Annotated in this window: 14 protein-coding genes; 4 read left to right on the top strand and 10 right to left on the bottom strand. The window is 62.6% G+C overall.

What is annotated here, in order from left to right; translation table 11 throughout:
- Positions 1–265: zinc ribbon domain-containing protein (locus tag BLW38_RS15335; RefSeq protein ID WP_143040914.1), on the top strand; the 265-nt coding region annotated here is incomplete at its 5' end.
- 663 nt (positions 266–928) lie between these two features.
- On the opposite strand, the gene BLW38_RS15330 is transcribed toward BLW38_RS15335, so the two are convergent.
- Both BLW38_RS15330 and BLW38_RS15325 read right to left on the bottom strand, forming a co-directional pair.
- Positions 929–2,002, bottom strand: a complete 1,074-nt coding sequence (locus BLW38_RS15330) for a PEP/pyruvate-binding domain-containing protein (protein WP_092818060.1) — start codon at positions 2,000–2,002, stop codon at positions 929–931.
- A gap of 26 nt (positions 2,003–2,028) precedes the next feature.
- Entirely contained in the window at positions 2,029–3,906 is a 1,878-nt protein-coding gene (locus BLW38_RS15325) for a PEP-utilizing enzyme (RefSeq protein WP_092818059.1), read from the bottom strand.
- Positions 3,907–4,035: 129 nt separating this feature from the next.
- Here BLW38_RS15325 and BLW38_RS15320 point away from each other — a divergent pair, with 129 nt between their 5' ends.
- Entirely contained in the window at positions 4,036–4,467 is a 432-nt protein-coding gene (locus BLW38_RS15320; RefSeq protein ID WP_092818058.1) for an NUDIX hydrolase, read from the top strand.
- An 8-nt stretch (positions 4,468–4,475) separates the two neighbouring features.
- On the opposite strand, the gene BLW38_RS15315 is transcribed toward BLW38_RS15320, so the two are convergent.
- The 6 genes from BLW38_RS15315 to BLW38_RS15290 all read right to left on the bottom strand — a co-directional run bounded on the left by BLW38_RS15315 (position 4,476) and on the right by BLW38_RS15290 (position 10,606).
- The gene (locus tag BLW38_RS15315; RefSeq protein ID WP_092818057.1) at positions 4,476–4,958 is read right to left on the bottom strand and encodes a hypothetical protein; all 483 of its coding nucleotides are present in this window, start codon (positions 4,956–4,958) and stop codon (positions 4,476–4,478) included.
- A complete protein-coding gene (locus BLW38_RS15310; protein WP_092818056.1) occupies positions 4,955–5,482 on the bottom strand; it encodes an aromatic-ring-hydroxylating dioxygenase subunit beta in 528 nt (175 codons plus the stop codon). Before BLW38_RS15310 ends, BLW38_RS15315 begins: the two co-directional genes overlap by 4 nt.
- A 1-nt stretch (position 5,483) precedes the next feature.
- A complete protein-coding gene (locus BLW38_RS15305) occupies positions 5,484–7,001 on the bottom strand; it encodes an aromatic ring-hydroxylating oxygenase subunit alpha (protein ID WP_218143086.1) in 1,518 nt (505 codons plus the stop codon).
- A gap of 161 nt (positions 7,002–7,162) precedes the next feature.
- Complete coding sequence (locus tag BLW38_RS15300; protein WP_092818055.1) at positions 7,163–8,590, bottom strand: aldehyde dehydrogenase family protein; 1,428 nt, start codon at positions 8,588–8,590, stop codon at positions 7,163–7,165.
- Positions 8,591–8,690: 100 nt separating this feature from the next.
- On the bottom strand, positions 8,691–9,785 hold the full coding sequence (locus BLW38_RS15295) for a zinc-binding dehydrogenase (protein ID WP_092818054.1): 1,095 nt from the start codon (positions 9,783–9,785) through the stop codon (positions 8,691–8,693).
- 101 nt (positions 9,786–9,886) lie between these two features.
- Positions 9,887–10,606: a metallophosphoesterase family protein gene (locus BLW38_RS15290; RefSeq protein WP_092818053.1), complete on the bottom strand. Its 720-nt coding sequence runs from the start codon at positions 10,604–10,606 to the stop codon at positions 9,887–9,889.
- Positions 10,607–10,744: 138 nt separating this feature from the next.
- Here BLW38_RS15290 and BLW38_RS15285 point away from each other — a divergent pair, with 138 nt between their 5' ends.
- Positions 10,745–11,536, top strand: a complete 792-nt coding sequence (locus BLW38_RS15285) for an IclR family transcriptional regulator (protein ID WP_092818052.1) — start codon at positions 10,745–10,747, stop codon at positions 11,534–11,536.
- A 742-nt stretch (positions 11,537–12,278) separates the two neighbouring features.
- Complete coding sequence (epsC, locus tag BLW38_RS15280; RefSeq protein WP_092818051.1) at positions 12,279–13,151, top strand: serine O-acetyltransferase EpsC; 873 nt, start codon at positions 12,279–12,281, stop codon at positions 13,149–13,151.
- Positions 13,152–13,233: 82 nt separating this feature from the next.
- Here the strand turns inward: epsC and BLW38_RS15275 are convergent, their stop codons facing one another.
- Both BLW38_RS15275 and BLW38_RS15270 read right to left on the bottom strand, forming a co-directional pair.
- On the bottom strand, positions 13,234–13,731 hold the full coding sequence (locus BLW38_RS15275) for a hypothetical protein (RefSeq protein ID WP_218143085.1): 498 nt from the start codon (positions 13,729–13,731) through the stop codon (positions 13,234–13,236).
- A 283-nt stretch (positions 13,732–14,014) separates the two neighbouring features.
- Positions 14,015–14,365, bottom strand: a complete 351-nt coding sequence (locus BLW38_RS15270; RefSeq protein ID WP_092818050.1) for a nuclear transport factor 2 family protein — start codon at positions 14,363–14,365, stop codon at positions 14,015–14,017.
- Between the last annotated feature and the right edge of the window lie 806 nt (positions 14,366–15,171).

The following is a 15,171-nucleotide window of genomic DNA, read 5'->3' as shown; positions in this document are numbered from 1 at the left end:
GTGCGGTGTGGAGACAGCGAAATCCATCTGGGTCAGGGAACACTCCTGTCCGTCATGTGGATTTGAGACGGACAGGGACGCGAATGCGGCGATGAACGTCTTGCAGAGAGGCTTTGCTGAATTAGGGCTGGGATGGCCCGAAGACACGCCCGTGGAGACAGTGACCGCTACGGACACGACTCACTTCGAGTCCGTGTCTGCAAGTCATGTCGTGGAAACGGGAAGCCTCGGGGTCGTCCGAGAGCGCGATGCGCTCTCGGGATGACGAGAGAGCAACGCTCTCTCGAACCACTTGACCCCGAGGCGATTCACCCGGATCAGACCTGTTTTCCCGATATCTCCGAACGCTGGATCCGTTCGATGACCACGTCGACGGTGCTCCTGGTGCGGTGGCACGTTGTATCCGTGCTGGTAGCTCGTCCGCCCCGGACTACAACGGTGCGATACTGGATTGAAAATACGCCGATCAGACCGTTCATCTTCGATTCCCTATCCAGATCCTCTTTATTAGAAAAACAGTTCTCTAATCGTATACTTCCTCGAATATCCTTCATTAACCGATATGATCTGTAGATGAGAACGTTCGGAAGCATTACTCTTATATCGGGATCTATTGCCCATAACGACGCAATTAGTGATCGTTTATCTTGCTGGTCTACCGCGCCCTCCGAACATATTCCTATACCTATTTATTAGGATATATACCGATACCGTCCAGCCAGCGAGTATTTCTCTTGGCGGTGCAGTTACCGACAGCTGAACGCGGTGGATCGACGTCGATGGGGCGCCGATCGTCGATCGTTCACTTACCCGCTTCAGCATCGACTACCGGTTCCCGTATTCCCTCGTTAGCTCCACCCTCCGACGGGGGCCCCCGTCCCGTCTCACACCCCGCGTTTCGTCGTTTCGAAGCGGCTTCCCCGACTGTTTATAAATGGTCGAGGATCTGGTCGGCCGCGCTGTCCGGCTCGCTTCCGTCGTCGGTTGCCTCGCCGTCGTCACCCGTCTCTTCCCAGGCCGTCTCCGGGCGGCTTTGCAGGATGAAGTACCGTTTGTCTTCGCCCTCTCCCTCGATGGCCCACTCGATGTCCTGAGGTTCGTCGTAGTGGTCCTCGATCGTCGTCGCCAGGTCGGTCAAGCCGATCAGCTCGTCGGCCGTCACCGACGGTACGTCGCGCTTGTCGTCGTCGATGTCGACCTCCTCGGTACCGGCATCTGTCGGGACGGTCATCACGTCCTTTTCCGGGACGTTTCGGTCGACGATCTTGTACACCGGCTTGTCCACGAGGAAGCTGTCCGGCGTGACGATCCCGCTCACGACGGCTTCCCCCAGCCCCCAGTTGGATTCGATCCGGACCTTCGACCGGTCCCCGTTCGCGGGGTTGACGGTGAACATCACCCCCGACGACCGGGCCTCGACCATCTTCTGTATCCCGACGCTGATGCGCACCTCGTCGCGGTCGAACCCGTGCTTCGCCCGGTAGGTGATCGCCCGTTCGGTGAACAGGCTCGCCATACACTCCTTGGTTCGCTGCGTGACCGTCTCGAGATCGGTCACGTTGAGGTAGGTGTCCTGCTGGCCCGCGAAACTCGCGTCGGGAAGGTCCTCGGCCGTCGCCGACGACCGGACGGCCACCTGTAGCTCCGCCGTCCGCGTTCGCTCCTGCAGTCGCTCCCACGACGACTGCAGTTCCTCGGCGAGGAACGAGGGCAGCGACGCGTTCGTGATCCGATCGCGGATCTCGCGGCTCGCGGCTGCCACCGCCTCGTCGTCGTCGATGTCCACCTCGGCGATCCGATCGGCGATGTACTCGTCCAGCGATCGTGCCTCGAGGAACGCGTCGTAGAACGCCGTCGTCACCGCGACCCCCGGCGGTACTTGCACGTTCTCGCCCGCCTCCATCAGTTCGCCGAGTGAGGCGTTCTTCCCGCCGACGAGGTCGATGTGCTCTTTGGTGCAGCGTTCGGACGCGAAGTCCACGATGTATTGTGGGTCAGTCATTGTGTACTCATTCGGTTCGTTCGCTATCAATGTTGCTCCGCCTTTTCGAGGACCTCGACCGTTCCCTCGGTCCCGTTGACGCGGATCCGATCGCCGGTCTCGAGCTGTGTCGTCGCCGTTCCAACCCCGGTGACGGCCGGGACGCCGTACTCGCGACAGACGATCGCGGTGTGGCTCGTCGCGCCGCCGTTGTCCGTGACGGCCCCCGCGATCTTCGACAGCACCGGCGTCCAGTCGGGGTTCGTGAGCGGTGCGACGAGGATCTCGTCGCGCTCGACCGCCGTCAGTTCGCTTCCCGAGGTGATGACCCGCGCCGGTCCTTCGACCGTCCCGGAGGAGGACGCGAAGCCGTTCATCTCCGAGCCGTCCTCGTCCCCCGCGGTGCCGAGCCAGTTCTGGACGGTTTCGGTCGTAATGCCCCAGAGCATGATCACCATCGGATCGGTGACCTCCTCGGGCGGTTCGCCGATCGCCGGGGGAGGCGACCACTCCTCGGCCGCCTCGAGGATGCGCTTTCGATCGGCGGCATCCTCCTTCCAGTAGGCCGGGGTCTGTGCGCCGTGCCCCTGCGACCAGACGCGGGCGAGGTCCGCGAGCAACTCCGGAACTTCGGTACGACCGAACAGCGTGATGTCCCTCGGCTCCTCGAGGAAGCCGTGGTTCACGAGCAGTTGGCCGAACTCATCGAGCTTCTGGAAGATGATCGTGTGGAGCCAGTTCTCTATCCAGAACTGGTGGTCCTCGGCGTGGTTGTAGACCGTCAACACGAGTTCGTGGGCCTGATCGAACCGGGCCCGCTCGCTCTCGTTCAGATAGCTCCGGTATTCGGCGACGATCTCCTCGCGTTCGTCCTGCAGCGCCTCGATGTCTCGCCCGATGTCAGTTCCCTCCTGGAGCGCGGTCACTTTCTCCTCGAGGTGGTCGAACGGCTGCTCGAGCGTATCGAGCCACGACCCGTCCGCACTGTGGTACCCCCTGCTGACGGTGATATGGAACCACGGGTCCTTCACGTCCTCGAAGGCCTCGAGGAAACCGCGGCCGGCCGCGGTTTCCTCGAGCCGGGCCATCTTTTCGTCGGGCGTCCCCGCCGACGTGAGGATCTCCGGCACGTCCCCACCCAACTCCATCGCCTGCCGTGCGAGATCGTTGAGGACCGCGTCCGCGAGGAACAGGTCCGTCTCCAGTCCCGTAACCATCTTTCCGATGGCGTCGTCGCTGATGTCGGGGAACAGGTCATCACACGTCTCTTTGAACGAGAGATACGCCAGGTACACCAGGTTGAGGTACTCGAAGTGACGTTGCCATCCTCGAAGCGTCAGCTCCTGTAACCGGTTGTACTCGCTCTGGATGTCGACCGCTCCGGGATACAGCCCCTGTGCGTCGTAGACCACGTCCTCCGGGGCGTATTCGGGAAGTTGCTCCGGGACGTCGAGATCGCGGATCTCCTGGCCGATGTCCTTGACTGCGGGCAGCCACTCGTCCTCGTAGAGCTCCTCGAAGTTCTCGTAGACGTATTCGCTGCGCTCGCTGAAGACGGCTTTGCGCTCCTCGAGCAGCTCCGGATCCGTACAGGGAACCGGTGAGGCGTACGAGTATCCCGCGATGATCCGCAGATCGATGCCCATCGCCGGCGGGACCGCGAACACGCGGCTCTGTGCTTGTGACAACTGCATCGTGATCGACTCGACACAGAGGGTGATGTCCCACGGACGGAGCGGTTTCGGGCTGTCCTTTTGGTCCCAGAACCAGAACCGGTCCCGCTCCAGTTCCGATCGATCGGCCCCCTGGCCGAACCGGAAGTACCGCGGATACATCTCTTCCCAACCTGCACAGTCGTCGGGGATCTCGACCTCATCCGGCCACGGGAACCGGTCGTCCGGCTCTTGGTTGGCTTCTTCTGTCATGGGTTCCACTGACACTCTCTACTACGAACAGTCCCTATTGATTATTATATCTTTTGGATAGTGGCGGGCCACTGGCGGCGAGCCGTCGATCGGCGCCGGTCTTTTGGCATCCGGTCGGCAACCATCGGTATGCACACGCTCGTTGCCGCAACCGTCGTGCGGACCGATGACGACGTCCTCCTGGTCGAGGAGGGGAAAGCCCCGGTCAGCGGAACGTGGAACCTGCCCGGCGGACGCGTGGAAGCGGACGAAGACCCGGCCGAAACGGCCGTTCGGGAGTTCTCGGAGGAGGTCGGCGTGGACGTGGACCTGACCGGCCTCGTCGGCGTCTATCTCGGACACGACGCCTTCGTCGACGGGCCGTTTCTCTCGATAACGTATCTGGGCTCCGTCTCCGCGGACCCACGGGTGGTCGCAACCGACAGCGTCGCCGACGTCCGATGGGTCGATCGGGAGCGGCTGGACGAACTGGAGCTCCGCTCGCCGTACGTCTCGCGTGCGATCCACGACGCCGACGAGCGAACCGTCCCGAGGGATATCGTCCGGTCACTCGTTGAGTGACACGCCGTTCAGTGATCGTGTGGGCCGTGGGGCGTCTCCAGAAACTCCGAGAAGAGGCTGGTGTCACGTGCTGTGAGTGCGCCCACCATCGCGGGGGGCAACCGGATCTCGGTCCGTTTTACCGGTGCGCGAACCACGAGTGCGTCGCCGTCCGCCGTCGTCGCCTTCGCGATCTCGACGTCGGCGTACTCATTGCTGACGGCGAACGGGCCATCGACCTCGTTGGCATCGGCGGCGTTCTCGCCGGCGGCGTTCCAGTCAGCCGGCGGCTGCCGACCGAGCCGGTCGGCCAATTCCGATTCGGTCTGCCACGAGAGGCTCTCGAGACCGAGTGCGTCGACCCGGATCGTGTTTGATCCGTCCGCACCGGTCCGATCGGCCGATTCGATCTCGACGAGCTGTCCCCGAGGCGTCAACAGCTTCCGGACGGTTGCGGCGTCGCCATCGTCGCCGACGTCGAACTCGGCCGTGACGGTGGTTCGTCGGGTCATAGGAAGACGGAGATCTTGTCGATCTCCGGAACGGCGTGGTCGAGGAACACGTGGCGCTTCGCGATGGTGAACGTCTCGCCGTTCGGGCGAAGCACGTCCTCCCGGCGCCCCGCGAGGAACGTGTACGACGAGTCGTCCCCCTGTCCGTAGTACAGCAGAAGGTAACTCTCGGCGTCGACGGCGCCGTCGTCCCGCTCGGTGGCGCGCACGTTCGTGACGAAACGACGCGTCCGGGAGGGCGGCCGCTCGGACCAGGCGTACTCCGACTCGAACCGTTGGATCCGGGCCTCCAGCGAGCCGTAGTCCTCGTCGAAGTAGTACGCCGAGCGACTGAAGCTGTCGTTCACGTGCTCACGCGTGACCCGGAGCGGCGCCTTGTACTCGATGTCCTCATCAAGCAGTGCGAGCCACTCCGTCTGTTCGCGCCGGTCCAGCAGGGACGCCTCCTCATAGAGGAACCGTTCGACCCGTTGTTTCAGGAGGAATCGATCGAGCTCCGAGTCCCGGTCCGTGTTCGCGGCCATCCTACTCACCGCCCCCCGCCGGCTCGGATCCGGTCGCCGGGTCGTGGTCGTCCGCGTGTGCCGACCCGCAATCGTCAGTCCGCGTCGACCCGCAGCCGTCCGCTTTCGCTGATCCGCAGCCGCCTCCGCAGTCTCGGGACATCGTCTCTCCGTCACGGGGCGTCGAGAGGTGGTCGAACCACTGGTCGTGGAATTTCTGCATCCCGACCTCCTCCAGGTTGATCGCGTAGACGGTGCCCGGGCCGGGCCACTCCTCGTCGTAGGCCACCTCGCTCATCTCCTCGGTCCCCATCTGGTAGTTCAGATCGACCTCGTGGTGTCTGGCGAACGTCGAGTCGGCGACGTCGGTGATGCCGTTCCAGATGGAGACGTCGTCCTGTTCGAAGTTCCCCGAGGGGCCGAAGTTGGACATGTACACCTTGTAGATGCGCTCTTTGGTCTCCTCGGAGGCCCGCTTCGGCGCGAACGCCCAGCTCCAGATCTCGGTTTTGTTCGGCCCGAGCGGCCGCCACTTTCGCACCCCGAGGAAGCCGGTGACGTCCTTGTTCGGGTCGTCGGTGATGTCCCCGAAGTTCAGGAACGCCAGGTTCGGGAACACGCTCCCCGTGAACGAAAGCGCCTCCTTGGCGGCCTCGTACTGGTCGGGTGTCACGTTGTCCGGGTTGAACAGGTCCACGATCTCGTCCGGATACGTCATGAAGACCTCCTCGCCCTCGACCATTCGCGTGCTGGTGGTGTGGCCGTCACAGTGGACGTGTCGGTCCTTCGTCTCCCCCGCGCCGGCGATGCCGACCGTGTCGTCGCCGCCGAGCCCGAGCTGTTTGATCGAGTGATGGGCGAAGCCGGTGTGATAGCTGTCGCCGGCGAAGTTGTCCGCGCCCGTCTTCCAGTTCGTCTCCACCACCCAGCGGTGGGGCTCGCCGATGACCTCCATCCCGCCGTCGGGGAGCTTGAACTGGATGTCGAGGTACCACGTGAACTCCCCCAGGTGCTCCTCAAGGCTCTCGCCGGAGTCCGACAGCGAGGCGAAGACCAACCCGGCGTAGCTATCGACCCGCGGGGCGCTGTGTAGGCCGTGTTCCGACTGGTCCAGGTTCTTGAACGCGACCTCCTTCTGGGGAACCCCCACGAGGTCGCCGGTGTTCTTGTAGGTCCAGCCGTGGTACGGACACCGGAAGTGGGAGGTGTTGCCCTGCTCGGCGCGGCACAGCTTCGCGCCGCGGTGTCGGCAACTGTCGAAGAGCACCTGCACGTCGCCGTTTATGTCCCGGACGAAGATGAACGGGTCGCCGGCGATGTACCGTCTCGCGTAGTCCCCCTCCTCGGGGATCTCCGATTCGTGGCCCACGAAGATCCACTCGCGACCGAACAGTCGATCGAGTTCCAGCTGGTGGACCGTCTCGTCGTTGAACGTCTGTAGCGGAAGCTTGCCCTCGCCGAGCGACGCCTCGATCTCCGCGAGGAGATCGGCGTGCTCGTCCGGCTGCTGAGCAGTAGCTTTGCTCTCGGTCGGTGGCATACGTTCCCATACTGCTGTCTATCACTTAACTATTGTGGTGACGCACGACGCCGACGAACGGCGTCCACGGGGAGGGTCGATGAGCGGTGCCGGCGAACCACGCCAACGGACTACGCCGACGGAGGAGGTCGACGACCGACGGAATCGCCCCGATCGATCCCTCACCGGAGCGTTCCGTCGACCGTCATTCGGACGTTCTTGACCCTGGTGTAGTGGCGCAACGCGGCAGTCGCGTATTCGGACCCCATACCGCTCTGTTTGTACGCGGGGAACGGCACCTGCGGCGTCGGTGACGCGTAGTTGTTCACGGTCACCGTCCCGGCCTCGATGTGTCGTGTGATCCGGTTCGCCCGATCGAGATCGGTCGTCCAGACGCCCGCGTACAGGCCGTACTCCGTGTCGTTGGCTCGATCGACGACTTCCCGCTCGGAGTCGAAACGGTAGGCAGTCAGGACGGGACCGAACACCTCCTCACAGGAGACTGCCGCGTCGTCGGGCACGTCCTCGATGAGCGTCGGTTCGTAGAAGTTCCCCTCCTCGAACGGGACCCGGCCGCCCGTGCGGACGGTTCCGCCCGCCTCCCGGGCCGATTCGACGTATGCATCGACCTCCGACTGTGCCGACGGCGAGATGAGCGCCGACACGTCCGTCTCGTTCGGGTCCGGATCCACCGTCATCGTCTCGATCCGTGCGACCACGCGGTCGATGAACTCGTCGTAGATATCGTCCGCGACGAACAGCCGGGTGCCGGCGTAACAGCTCTGCCCGGCGTTGCTGAACAGCTTCACCGCTCCGTCCGCGGCCGCCTCCTGGTCCGCGTCCGCGAAGACGATGTTCGGACTCTTGCCCCCGAGCTCGAGGTTCAGCGGGATCAACCGGTCGGACACCGTCTCCCGAATGTGGAGGCCGACCGCCTTGGACCCCGTAAACGTCAGCTCCTGCACGTCGTCGTTCGTGACCAGCGCCTCGCCCGCCGTGGATCCCCGCCCCGAAACGACGTTCAGGACGCCGTCGGGCAGTCCCGCATCGGCGGCGGCGCGTCCCAACTCGAGGATCGACGTCGGCGCCAGCGTCGCGGGCTTCGCCACGACGGTGTTCCCGCACGCCAACGCCGGCGCGATGCTTCGTGAGCCCAACAGTAGCGGCGAGTTCCACGGGATGATGTGCCCGGTCACGCCCAGCGGCTCCCGCCGCGTGTAGTCGAACTCCTCGCCCGACAGCGGGATGGTCTCGCCGGTGATGCGGTGGGTCAAGCCCGCGTAGTACTCGAAGTACTCCGCGGCGTACTCGACGCTCCGCTCTGAGTCCGCAAGCGATCGCCCGGTCTCCTCGGTGTGTCGGGTCGCGATCTCCGTCTTGCGGTCCCGAAGCGTCGCGGCGATGTCCCGCAGGTAGTCGCCGCGGGTGACGGCGTCGACCGTTCGCCACTCCTGGAAGGCGGACTCGGCCGCCGTCACCGCCGCCGCCACGTCCGATTCGTCCGCGAGTGCGATGCTGGATACCGGTTCGTTCGACGAGGGATCGGTGACCGTCATCGTCTCCGACGGTGCCGGCGTCTCCCCGCCGATACGTAACGCGTACTCGTTCATCGGTCGATCGGTGTTCGATGGCTGCCTGTATAAAACTTCTTCCCAAGCAGGATCCCACGGCGACTCCGTTACATCGCGTCGCTTTGCCGTGGTGATCGACTCACTCCTGTGTGATGACTCCCCGAATGCCCGTCCCGTCGTCCATCGCCTCGAAGGCCGCCCCCAGCTGGTCGAGCGAGTACGTCTCGCTGACGAGTTTCTCGAGGGGAAGTCGGCCGGACTTCGCGAGCCGCGCGAACCGCGGAACGTCGACCGAGGGGTGGAGCGAGCCGCCGACGTTCCCGACGATCCGCTTGCCGCTGGTGAAGGCACCCGGCGGGATCTCGAAGTCGTCGGCGGAGCTCGTCGCGGTCGAGACGACCGTTCCGCCGGGGCGCACGGCCTCGACCGCCTGTCTCACGACCGCCGGATGGCTCGTGCACTCGAACGCGTACGCGACCCCGCCGCCGGTGATCTCCCGGATCGCCGCCACGGGATCGGTCTCGCCGGAGTTGACGGTGTGTGTCGCCCCGAGCGTCTCGATGAACGAGAGCTTCTCGTCGACGACGTCGACCGCGATGAGCGGGTCGGCTCCCGCCAGTTCGGCACCCAGAACTGCACTCGCTCCGACGCCGCCACAGCCGAACACGACGACGGGATCCCCGGGCGAGACGTCCGCAGTGTTCGTCACCGCGCCCAACCCGGTCGTGGCGCCGCAGCCGAGCAGCGAGGCCTCGGGAAACGGGATGCCGTCGGGGATCCTGACCGCGGTCTGCTCGGCGACGACGCAGTGGCTGGCGAACGACGACTGTCCGTAGAAGTGGTTCACGGCCTCGCCGTCGCGGGAGAGCCGTCTGGTCCCGTCCATAAGCGTGCCCCCTTTGACCGCCGATCGGCGCGCACAGAGGTGCGGATCGCCTCGCTCACAGAACGCGCACTCCCGACAGAACGGAAGGACCCAGAGCACGACGCGGTCGCCGACCGACATCGAGGTCACGTCCTCGCCGACCGCGTCGATGATGCCCGCCCCCTCGTGTCCGAGGACCACGGGATACGGCGTCTCCGAGGCGCCGACGTACCGGTGGTGGTCGGTGTGACAGACGCCGGTTGCCCGCACGTCAACCCGGACTTCCCCCGGCTTCGGGCCGGCCAACTCGAGCGACTCGATCGATAGTTCCCGTGGCTCCTCGAGCACTGCTGCAGTGATCCGTGTCATCTGTCCTCTAACGATGTCCTCGGTCACCTAGGTGATTAAACTATGGGGATGAGCGCCCGTCGTCGCGCCCATCCTCGATCGTCTCCTGGATGCCGGTTCCCTTACGCGTTCATCACGATTTCGCCGTTCTCCAGCCACAGCGTGAGCAGATCCGGGAGCGACGTCCGTCGGATCTCGTCGACGACCTCGTCGATCGGGTACGCCACGCGGTGGAGGTCGGCCCGCCTCGCGTCGACGTCGACGACGGCGTAGGCGGCACGTGGGTCCCCGTCCCGTGGCTGGCCGACGCTGCCGGGGTTCACCAGCAGCCGGCCGTCGAACCGTTCCGCGTGTTGCACGTGTGTATGCCCGTGTACGAGGATCGACTCGTCGCCGAACAGGTGGGGCCCGTACTCCTCCGGGTAGAGCCGACCATCCTGATCGCCCGGCTTTCCGTGAACCAGCTTGACGGCTCCGTCCTCGATGGTCGCCTCCTGCGGGAGGGTGGCGAGATACTCCATCTCGCCGGCGTCGAGCCGCTCGTGCGTCCAGACGCCCGCCAGCCGCGCGAGTTCCCCCGGTCGGAGGTCGGCGTCGCCGTCGACGTCGGGATCGGTTGCGGTTCCCATCGCGTCGATGTCCGTACTGATCTTGCGATCGTGGTTTCCCTGGATGCTGTCGATCCCCTCGGTGGTGAGGGTGTTCAACACCTGCTCCGGAAACGGATTGTATCCCACTGCGTCCCCGCAATGGTAGATCCGGTCGACGTCCGGCATGTCCTCGAGGACCGCCTCGAGTGCCGGCTGGTTCCCGTGTACGTCGCTTATCAGACCGAGTTGCATATTCCGGCTTTCACGCAGAGCTATTTAAACCTTCGAGCCCCGCGAATCCGGCTCGTCGTCCGTCCGATACGCGAGTCTTTCCGGAGATGGCGGATGATTTTTCGTATCTTACGAGATCACCGAAGCAGGAGGTTATAAATGAGTCCGGACGAATATCCGTATATGACGGACGAAACCGGCGGCTCAGCCACGATCGGGACTCTGGAGAAAGGTTTCGGGATCATCGAAACCGTCGAGGAACTGGAGTCCGCGACCCTCACCGACGTCGCCGACGAGATGGGACTCGCTAGAAGCACCGTTCACGACTATCTCACGACCCTCTGTGACCTCGAGTACCTCGTCAAGACCGATGGCGAGTATCAGCTCGGGTTGACGTTCACCCGGCTTGGAACGAGCGCCACGGAGACGGTTCAGCTTTCGGACACGATCACGCCGTATCTGGAGCGATTGGCGGATGCGACCGGTGAAACGGTCTGGTTCCTCGTCGAGGAGTGTGGACGGGCGGTCTATCTCGGACACGCGGAGGGTGATCAGGCCATCAAGACCGAACACTCCATCGGCGGTCGGTCCTATCTCCATTGTCACGCGGGCGGAAAGGCGATCCTCGCACAGCTTCCCGACGAGCGCGTCGAGGAGATCATCGATATGCACGGCCTTCCGGAAATAACGGAACACACGATCACCTCACGCGAGGCCCTCTTCGAGGAGCTGGAGCGGATCCGCGAACGGAACTATGCACAAAACCACAGCGAGCAGTTGGCGGAGACGCGCGCGGTCAGTGCCGCGATCGTCGTCGACGACGAGGTTCTCGGGGCGATCAGCGTCGGCGGTCCCGCTCACCGACTCCGTGGTGACCGCTTCGAGACCGAACTGCCGAATCAGGTCATGAGCGTCGTGAACGAGATCCGGATCAACCACCGCTACTCGTAGGTCGGCGGCGCCTGTGAATAACAGTAGTAGTTTTGTAATGGATCGTCGATCGACGGCGATCGTCTCGAGCGGTTCACATAGGCTGTGAGACCGAGATCGTCGTCTCAACCCGTGTCGGGATTCTCGGTCGGTGACCGGGACGGAACACCGCTGTACACTAAAAAATAACTAAACTGTTATATTAAATATATACCAAATACCAAATATATCTGGGTGGATGTGATGATAGATCGGATATTATTTAGAAATATACTTAATTTGTGTATATATTATAAATTATACCCTACTATATCCCGAAATATTCGTCCATATCATATATAAATATAAAATATTCAACAAAATATCGTTCAAACAGCCTCTTTCGATCCTATCCGCTCAAGATCGCTATCGTCGACTTCTATTTGGGGTATATAGAGATCCTTGTCCCTTCTGATCCTCTGTATTATTAATAGTATTATCTATATTTTATAATATATTTAAAATTGGTAATATGGTTTGATACCCCGGTTTTTCACCCCGGAATCTCGGGACCCGGTTCCAGCTGCGCCCATCGCCGACGCCGAGGTCAACGCCGACGTCACGTCGATCGGTTTCGTTCCGTCGATCGCCGACGTCGCGTCGATCGCCGTTTTGACCGCGATCCGCGAACGCCATGGCTGTCTGCTGCGGGAACACGAAGGGAATCGTTGCGGACGGTGCGAAAAAGAACTACTTTCACTCGATGGCATCAATAGCCTTTCAAATGAGATACGAGTATACCGGCGACGCCCACGAAGCGCTCGTCGAGTCCTATCACGCGGATGAATCGCCCTTCCCGACCGATGATACACGGGTCTATCCACGACACGATTCACTGCGTGAGGAACCGCTGCTCCTCAAACAGCTCCTGTTTCCCAGATGCTGGAACGCGACGGAAGTGGTGGGCGATCCCGAGGAAACTCGTGACCGGCTGACCAAACTCGGCAGCAGTCTGCACAAAGGGGTCACCGCGTATTCGGATCGCGATGTGGACGATCCGACCGGGGTCGTCGATGGGTTGCTTGACGGGCTACCGGCGATTCGACGCGCGCTCAAGAAGGACGTCGAGGCCGCGTACAAGGGTGATCCCGCGGCGAAGAGCTACTGTGAGATCATCCGGTCGTATCCCGGGTTTCACGCCATCCTGATCCATCGAGTGGCGCACGTCCTCTATGAAGTGGGCAGCGTTGAGTACGCCCGCGAACTCGCCGAGTACTCCAAAGTCGAGACCGGCATCGACATCCACCCCGGTGCGGACATCGGCGAGTATTTCTTCGTCGATCACGGGACCGGGGTCGTCATCGGCGAGACGGCGACGGTGGGCGACTGGGTCCGCATCTACCAGAACGTCACGCTGGGCGCGCTCCACTTCGAGGAGGAGGAAGGCGAGGACCAAATGCTGGCGAAGGACTACAAGCGTCATCCAAACATCGGCGATCACGTCGTCATCGGCGCCGGAAGCAACGTGCTCGGTGCGATAGATATCGGCGACCACGTGAGCATCGGTGCGAACTCGTGGGTGACCGACGACGTCCCGGACGGCACGAGCGTGTTCATCGCTGATCATCCCGAGCAGGAACGGAAATCGAACAGGTGATCGGTTACCGACGATCGAGACGGCTCGTCCGGGCATCGACCAGACGCCTCGCTCGTGCCGGCTGCTTCCTGCTTCTCCGTCGTCACCCCTCGGTCGTGCCAGTCACCGCGTACAGCAGCGCGAGCGGGATCGCGTACACGATGTGACCGATCGTCGAAACGATCGTTCCGGGGATCGCGACGTTCGGGAACGGGGGCGCGTTCGGGAACCCGACCGTGGCGAGCCAGATCGGCATCACGAGGACGGCGAACACGATCGTGGTGAGGATCCCGTATCCGATCGCGAGCACGAACGCGCTCGACGGTTCGCTGGCCGGTCGCTTGAGCGGCGGCAGCTGAACCAGTCCGACGTACACCACGCCGAGGACGACGCCGTGGAACTGGTGGATCGCCCAGCCCGCAACCAGCCCGTCCAGCCCGTACAGCGCTGGAACCACGACCTCGAGCATCGGTGGCGGCATCACGTACATCATCATCAGCCCGAACGGGATGCTCCCGATAAACCCGCCGACTGCGCCTGCGATCCATCGGTTTGAGGCGACGCCCGTGGTCGCGGACGCCGTCGTCGTGTCGGTTGCCATTGTGGTTACCTCACGTAACCATCAACGGCGACCGAAATAACTGTCAGCGAACCAGTTGGTAACCTGGTAACCTATTACACACCACGATCGCGTGGTGACGGGCCCGATGCGCTCGTCGGCGTCGATCGCGGGGCCGGCGTCGAGTCCCCGCCCGCGTGTGAACACGAGCCGTGAACGGGGAGTGACGGGAACATAGCGGCAGCGACGCCCCGATCGTAGGGGAGCGACGACGGCTCCGACCGAGGATGGACGGATCGACACACCGGCTCCACCGAGCAGCCCGTCAGTGCTTCGGCTCGATGGATCCCGCAAACGTCTGGAACTCGATCGTCTCCGCGGGGATGTGGAAGGTGTCCGTGCAGAACCCATAGACGTTGTCCGGCGTGTCGCCGTGCCAGAGGAGATACGCGAACTCGTCTTCGACGATGGTGTCGTCGACCTCGATCGTCGACCCCTCCTGCCCGAACTCGTCGAACAGATCCGCGAACAGACCCTCGATCTCGTCCAGCCCGCGGAAGACGCCGAGGTTCGTGACGACGGTCGATCCCGCCGCGTAGTCGGCCATCACCGCCTCCAGATCCTGCGTGGCGAACGCCTCCAAGTGGTGATCGAGGACGGCTTCAGTGTCACTCATAATTGTTCCACGGTACCATATACCGCGCAATGAAAATAAGTGTTGACCATTTGGTCGCGTTACTACCGCGCGGCTCCGACGTAGTCACGATACATTCGAGGCGAAAGCCTCGCCCTTCACAGTAGTTGCCGAACCTGACTGAGACTCTTCACGCTGGGCTGTGTTGGTCAACAGATGGTCCAAGACAACTGAGGCGAAACAGGTTTGTCGAGCTGCGTCGACGGTACTGTTTCCGGAACTCGAATTCGGCGTCAAACCGTGTGGGAAGTACACGAGAGAGGATTTCTTGGAAATTCTCTCTCGGATTGCTTTTGATCAGGAGTTCGCAAATACGGGTGGGAAAACGCTCCAGCTTGATCGTGACGAGCACGTCGATATCACCGCTACGGCTCGAAATTCGCTCGCTAAATCGCTGCTGTATCACTTGCGTAATCTCTCAGCAGACGCCATCAGCGATCAGTTCGATGGCGTCCGAGATCGACTGTTCGAAGTCCTGGGTCTCAGCGCCGACTTCCCGCGTTCGTCGATGTTGCCATCGATCTCCACGAGTGGCGCTTCTACGGCTCTGCCGACACTGATCACGTCCTAACCACGTATCCTGACCTCGGAACGAACAAAGCGTTTTGTTTCGCGACACTGTGTATCGTCGCTCCTCGCACACGATTTACGCTTGCGGTGGTCCCGATGGACGCGAACGGCTTTCGCGCCAAGCGCGACGCCGTTCGCTCCTTGCTCGAGACAGCCAAACAGTACGTCTCCATTCGACACGTCTACCTCGACCGTGGATTCTACCACGTCCACGTCGT

The sequence above is a fragment of the Halopenitus malekzadehii genome (genome assembly GCF_900108505.1).
Lineage (GTDB): Archaea > Halobacteriota > Halobacteria > Halobacteriales > Haloferacaceae > Halopenitus > Halopenitus malekzadehii.
Note: the sequence above shows the minus strand (reverse complement) of the source record. Positions and strands in the feature narration are given on the sequence as shown.

What these genes read in the sequence shown, in the direction of transcription:
- BLW38_RS15330 (WP_092818060.1), bottom strand. Translation starts at nt 2,002, where the DNA reads ATGACTGACCCACAATACATCGTGGACTTCGCGTCCGAACGCTGCACC.
- BLW38_RS15325 (WP_092818059.1), bottom strand. Translation starts at nt 3,906, where the DNA reads ATGACAGAAGAAGCCAACCAAGAGCCGGACGACCGGTTCCCGTGGCCG.
- BLW38_RS15320 (WP_092818058.1), top strand. Translation starts at nt 4,036, where the DNA reads ATGCACACGCTCGTTGCCGCAACCGTCGTGCGGACCGATGACGACGTC.
- BLW38_RS15315 (WP_092818057.1), bottom strand. Translation starts at nt 4,958, where the DNA reads ATGACCCGACGAACCACCGTCACGGCCGAGTTCGACGTCGGCGACGAT.
- BLW38_RS15310 (WP_092818056.1), bottom strand. Translation starts at nt 5,482, where the DNA reads ATGGCCGCGAACACGGACCGGGACTCGGAGCTCGATCGATTCCTCCTG.
- BLW38_RS15305 (WP_218143086.1), bottom strand. Translation starts at nt 7,001, where the DNA reads ATGCCACCGACCGAGAGCAAAGCTACTGCTCAGCAGCCGGACGAGCAC.
- BLW38_RS15300 (WP_092818055.1), bottom strand. Translation starts at nt 8,590, where the DNA reads ATGAACGAGTACGCGTTACGTATCGGCGGGGAGACGCCGGCACCGTCG.
- BLW38_RS15295 (WP_092818054.1), bottom strand. Translation starts at nt 9,785, where the DNA reads ATGACACGGATCACTGCAGCAGTGCTCGAGGAGCCACGGGAACTATCG.
- BLW38_RS15290 (WP_092818053.1), bottom strand. Translation starts at nt 10,606, where the DNA reads ATGCAACTCGGTCTGATAAGCGACGTACACGGGAACCAGCCGGCACTC.
- BLW38_RS15285 (WP_092818052.1), top strand. Translation starts at nt 10,745, where the DNA reads ATGAGTCCGGACGAATATCCGTATATGACGGACGAAACCGGCGGCTCA.
- epsC (WP_092818051.1), top strand. Translation starts at nt 12,279, where the DNA reads ATGAGATACGAGTATACCGGCGACGCCCACGAAGCGCTCGTCGAGTCC.
- BLW38_RS15275 (WP_218143085.1), bottom strand. Translation starts at nt 13,731, where the DNA reads ATGGCAACCGACACGACGACGGCGTCCGCGACCACGGGCGTCGCCTCA.
- BLW38_RS15270 (WP_092818050.1), bottom strand. Translation starts at nt 14,365, where the DNA reads ATGAGTGACACTGAAGCCGTCCTCGATCACCACTTGGAGGCGTTCGCC.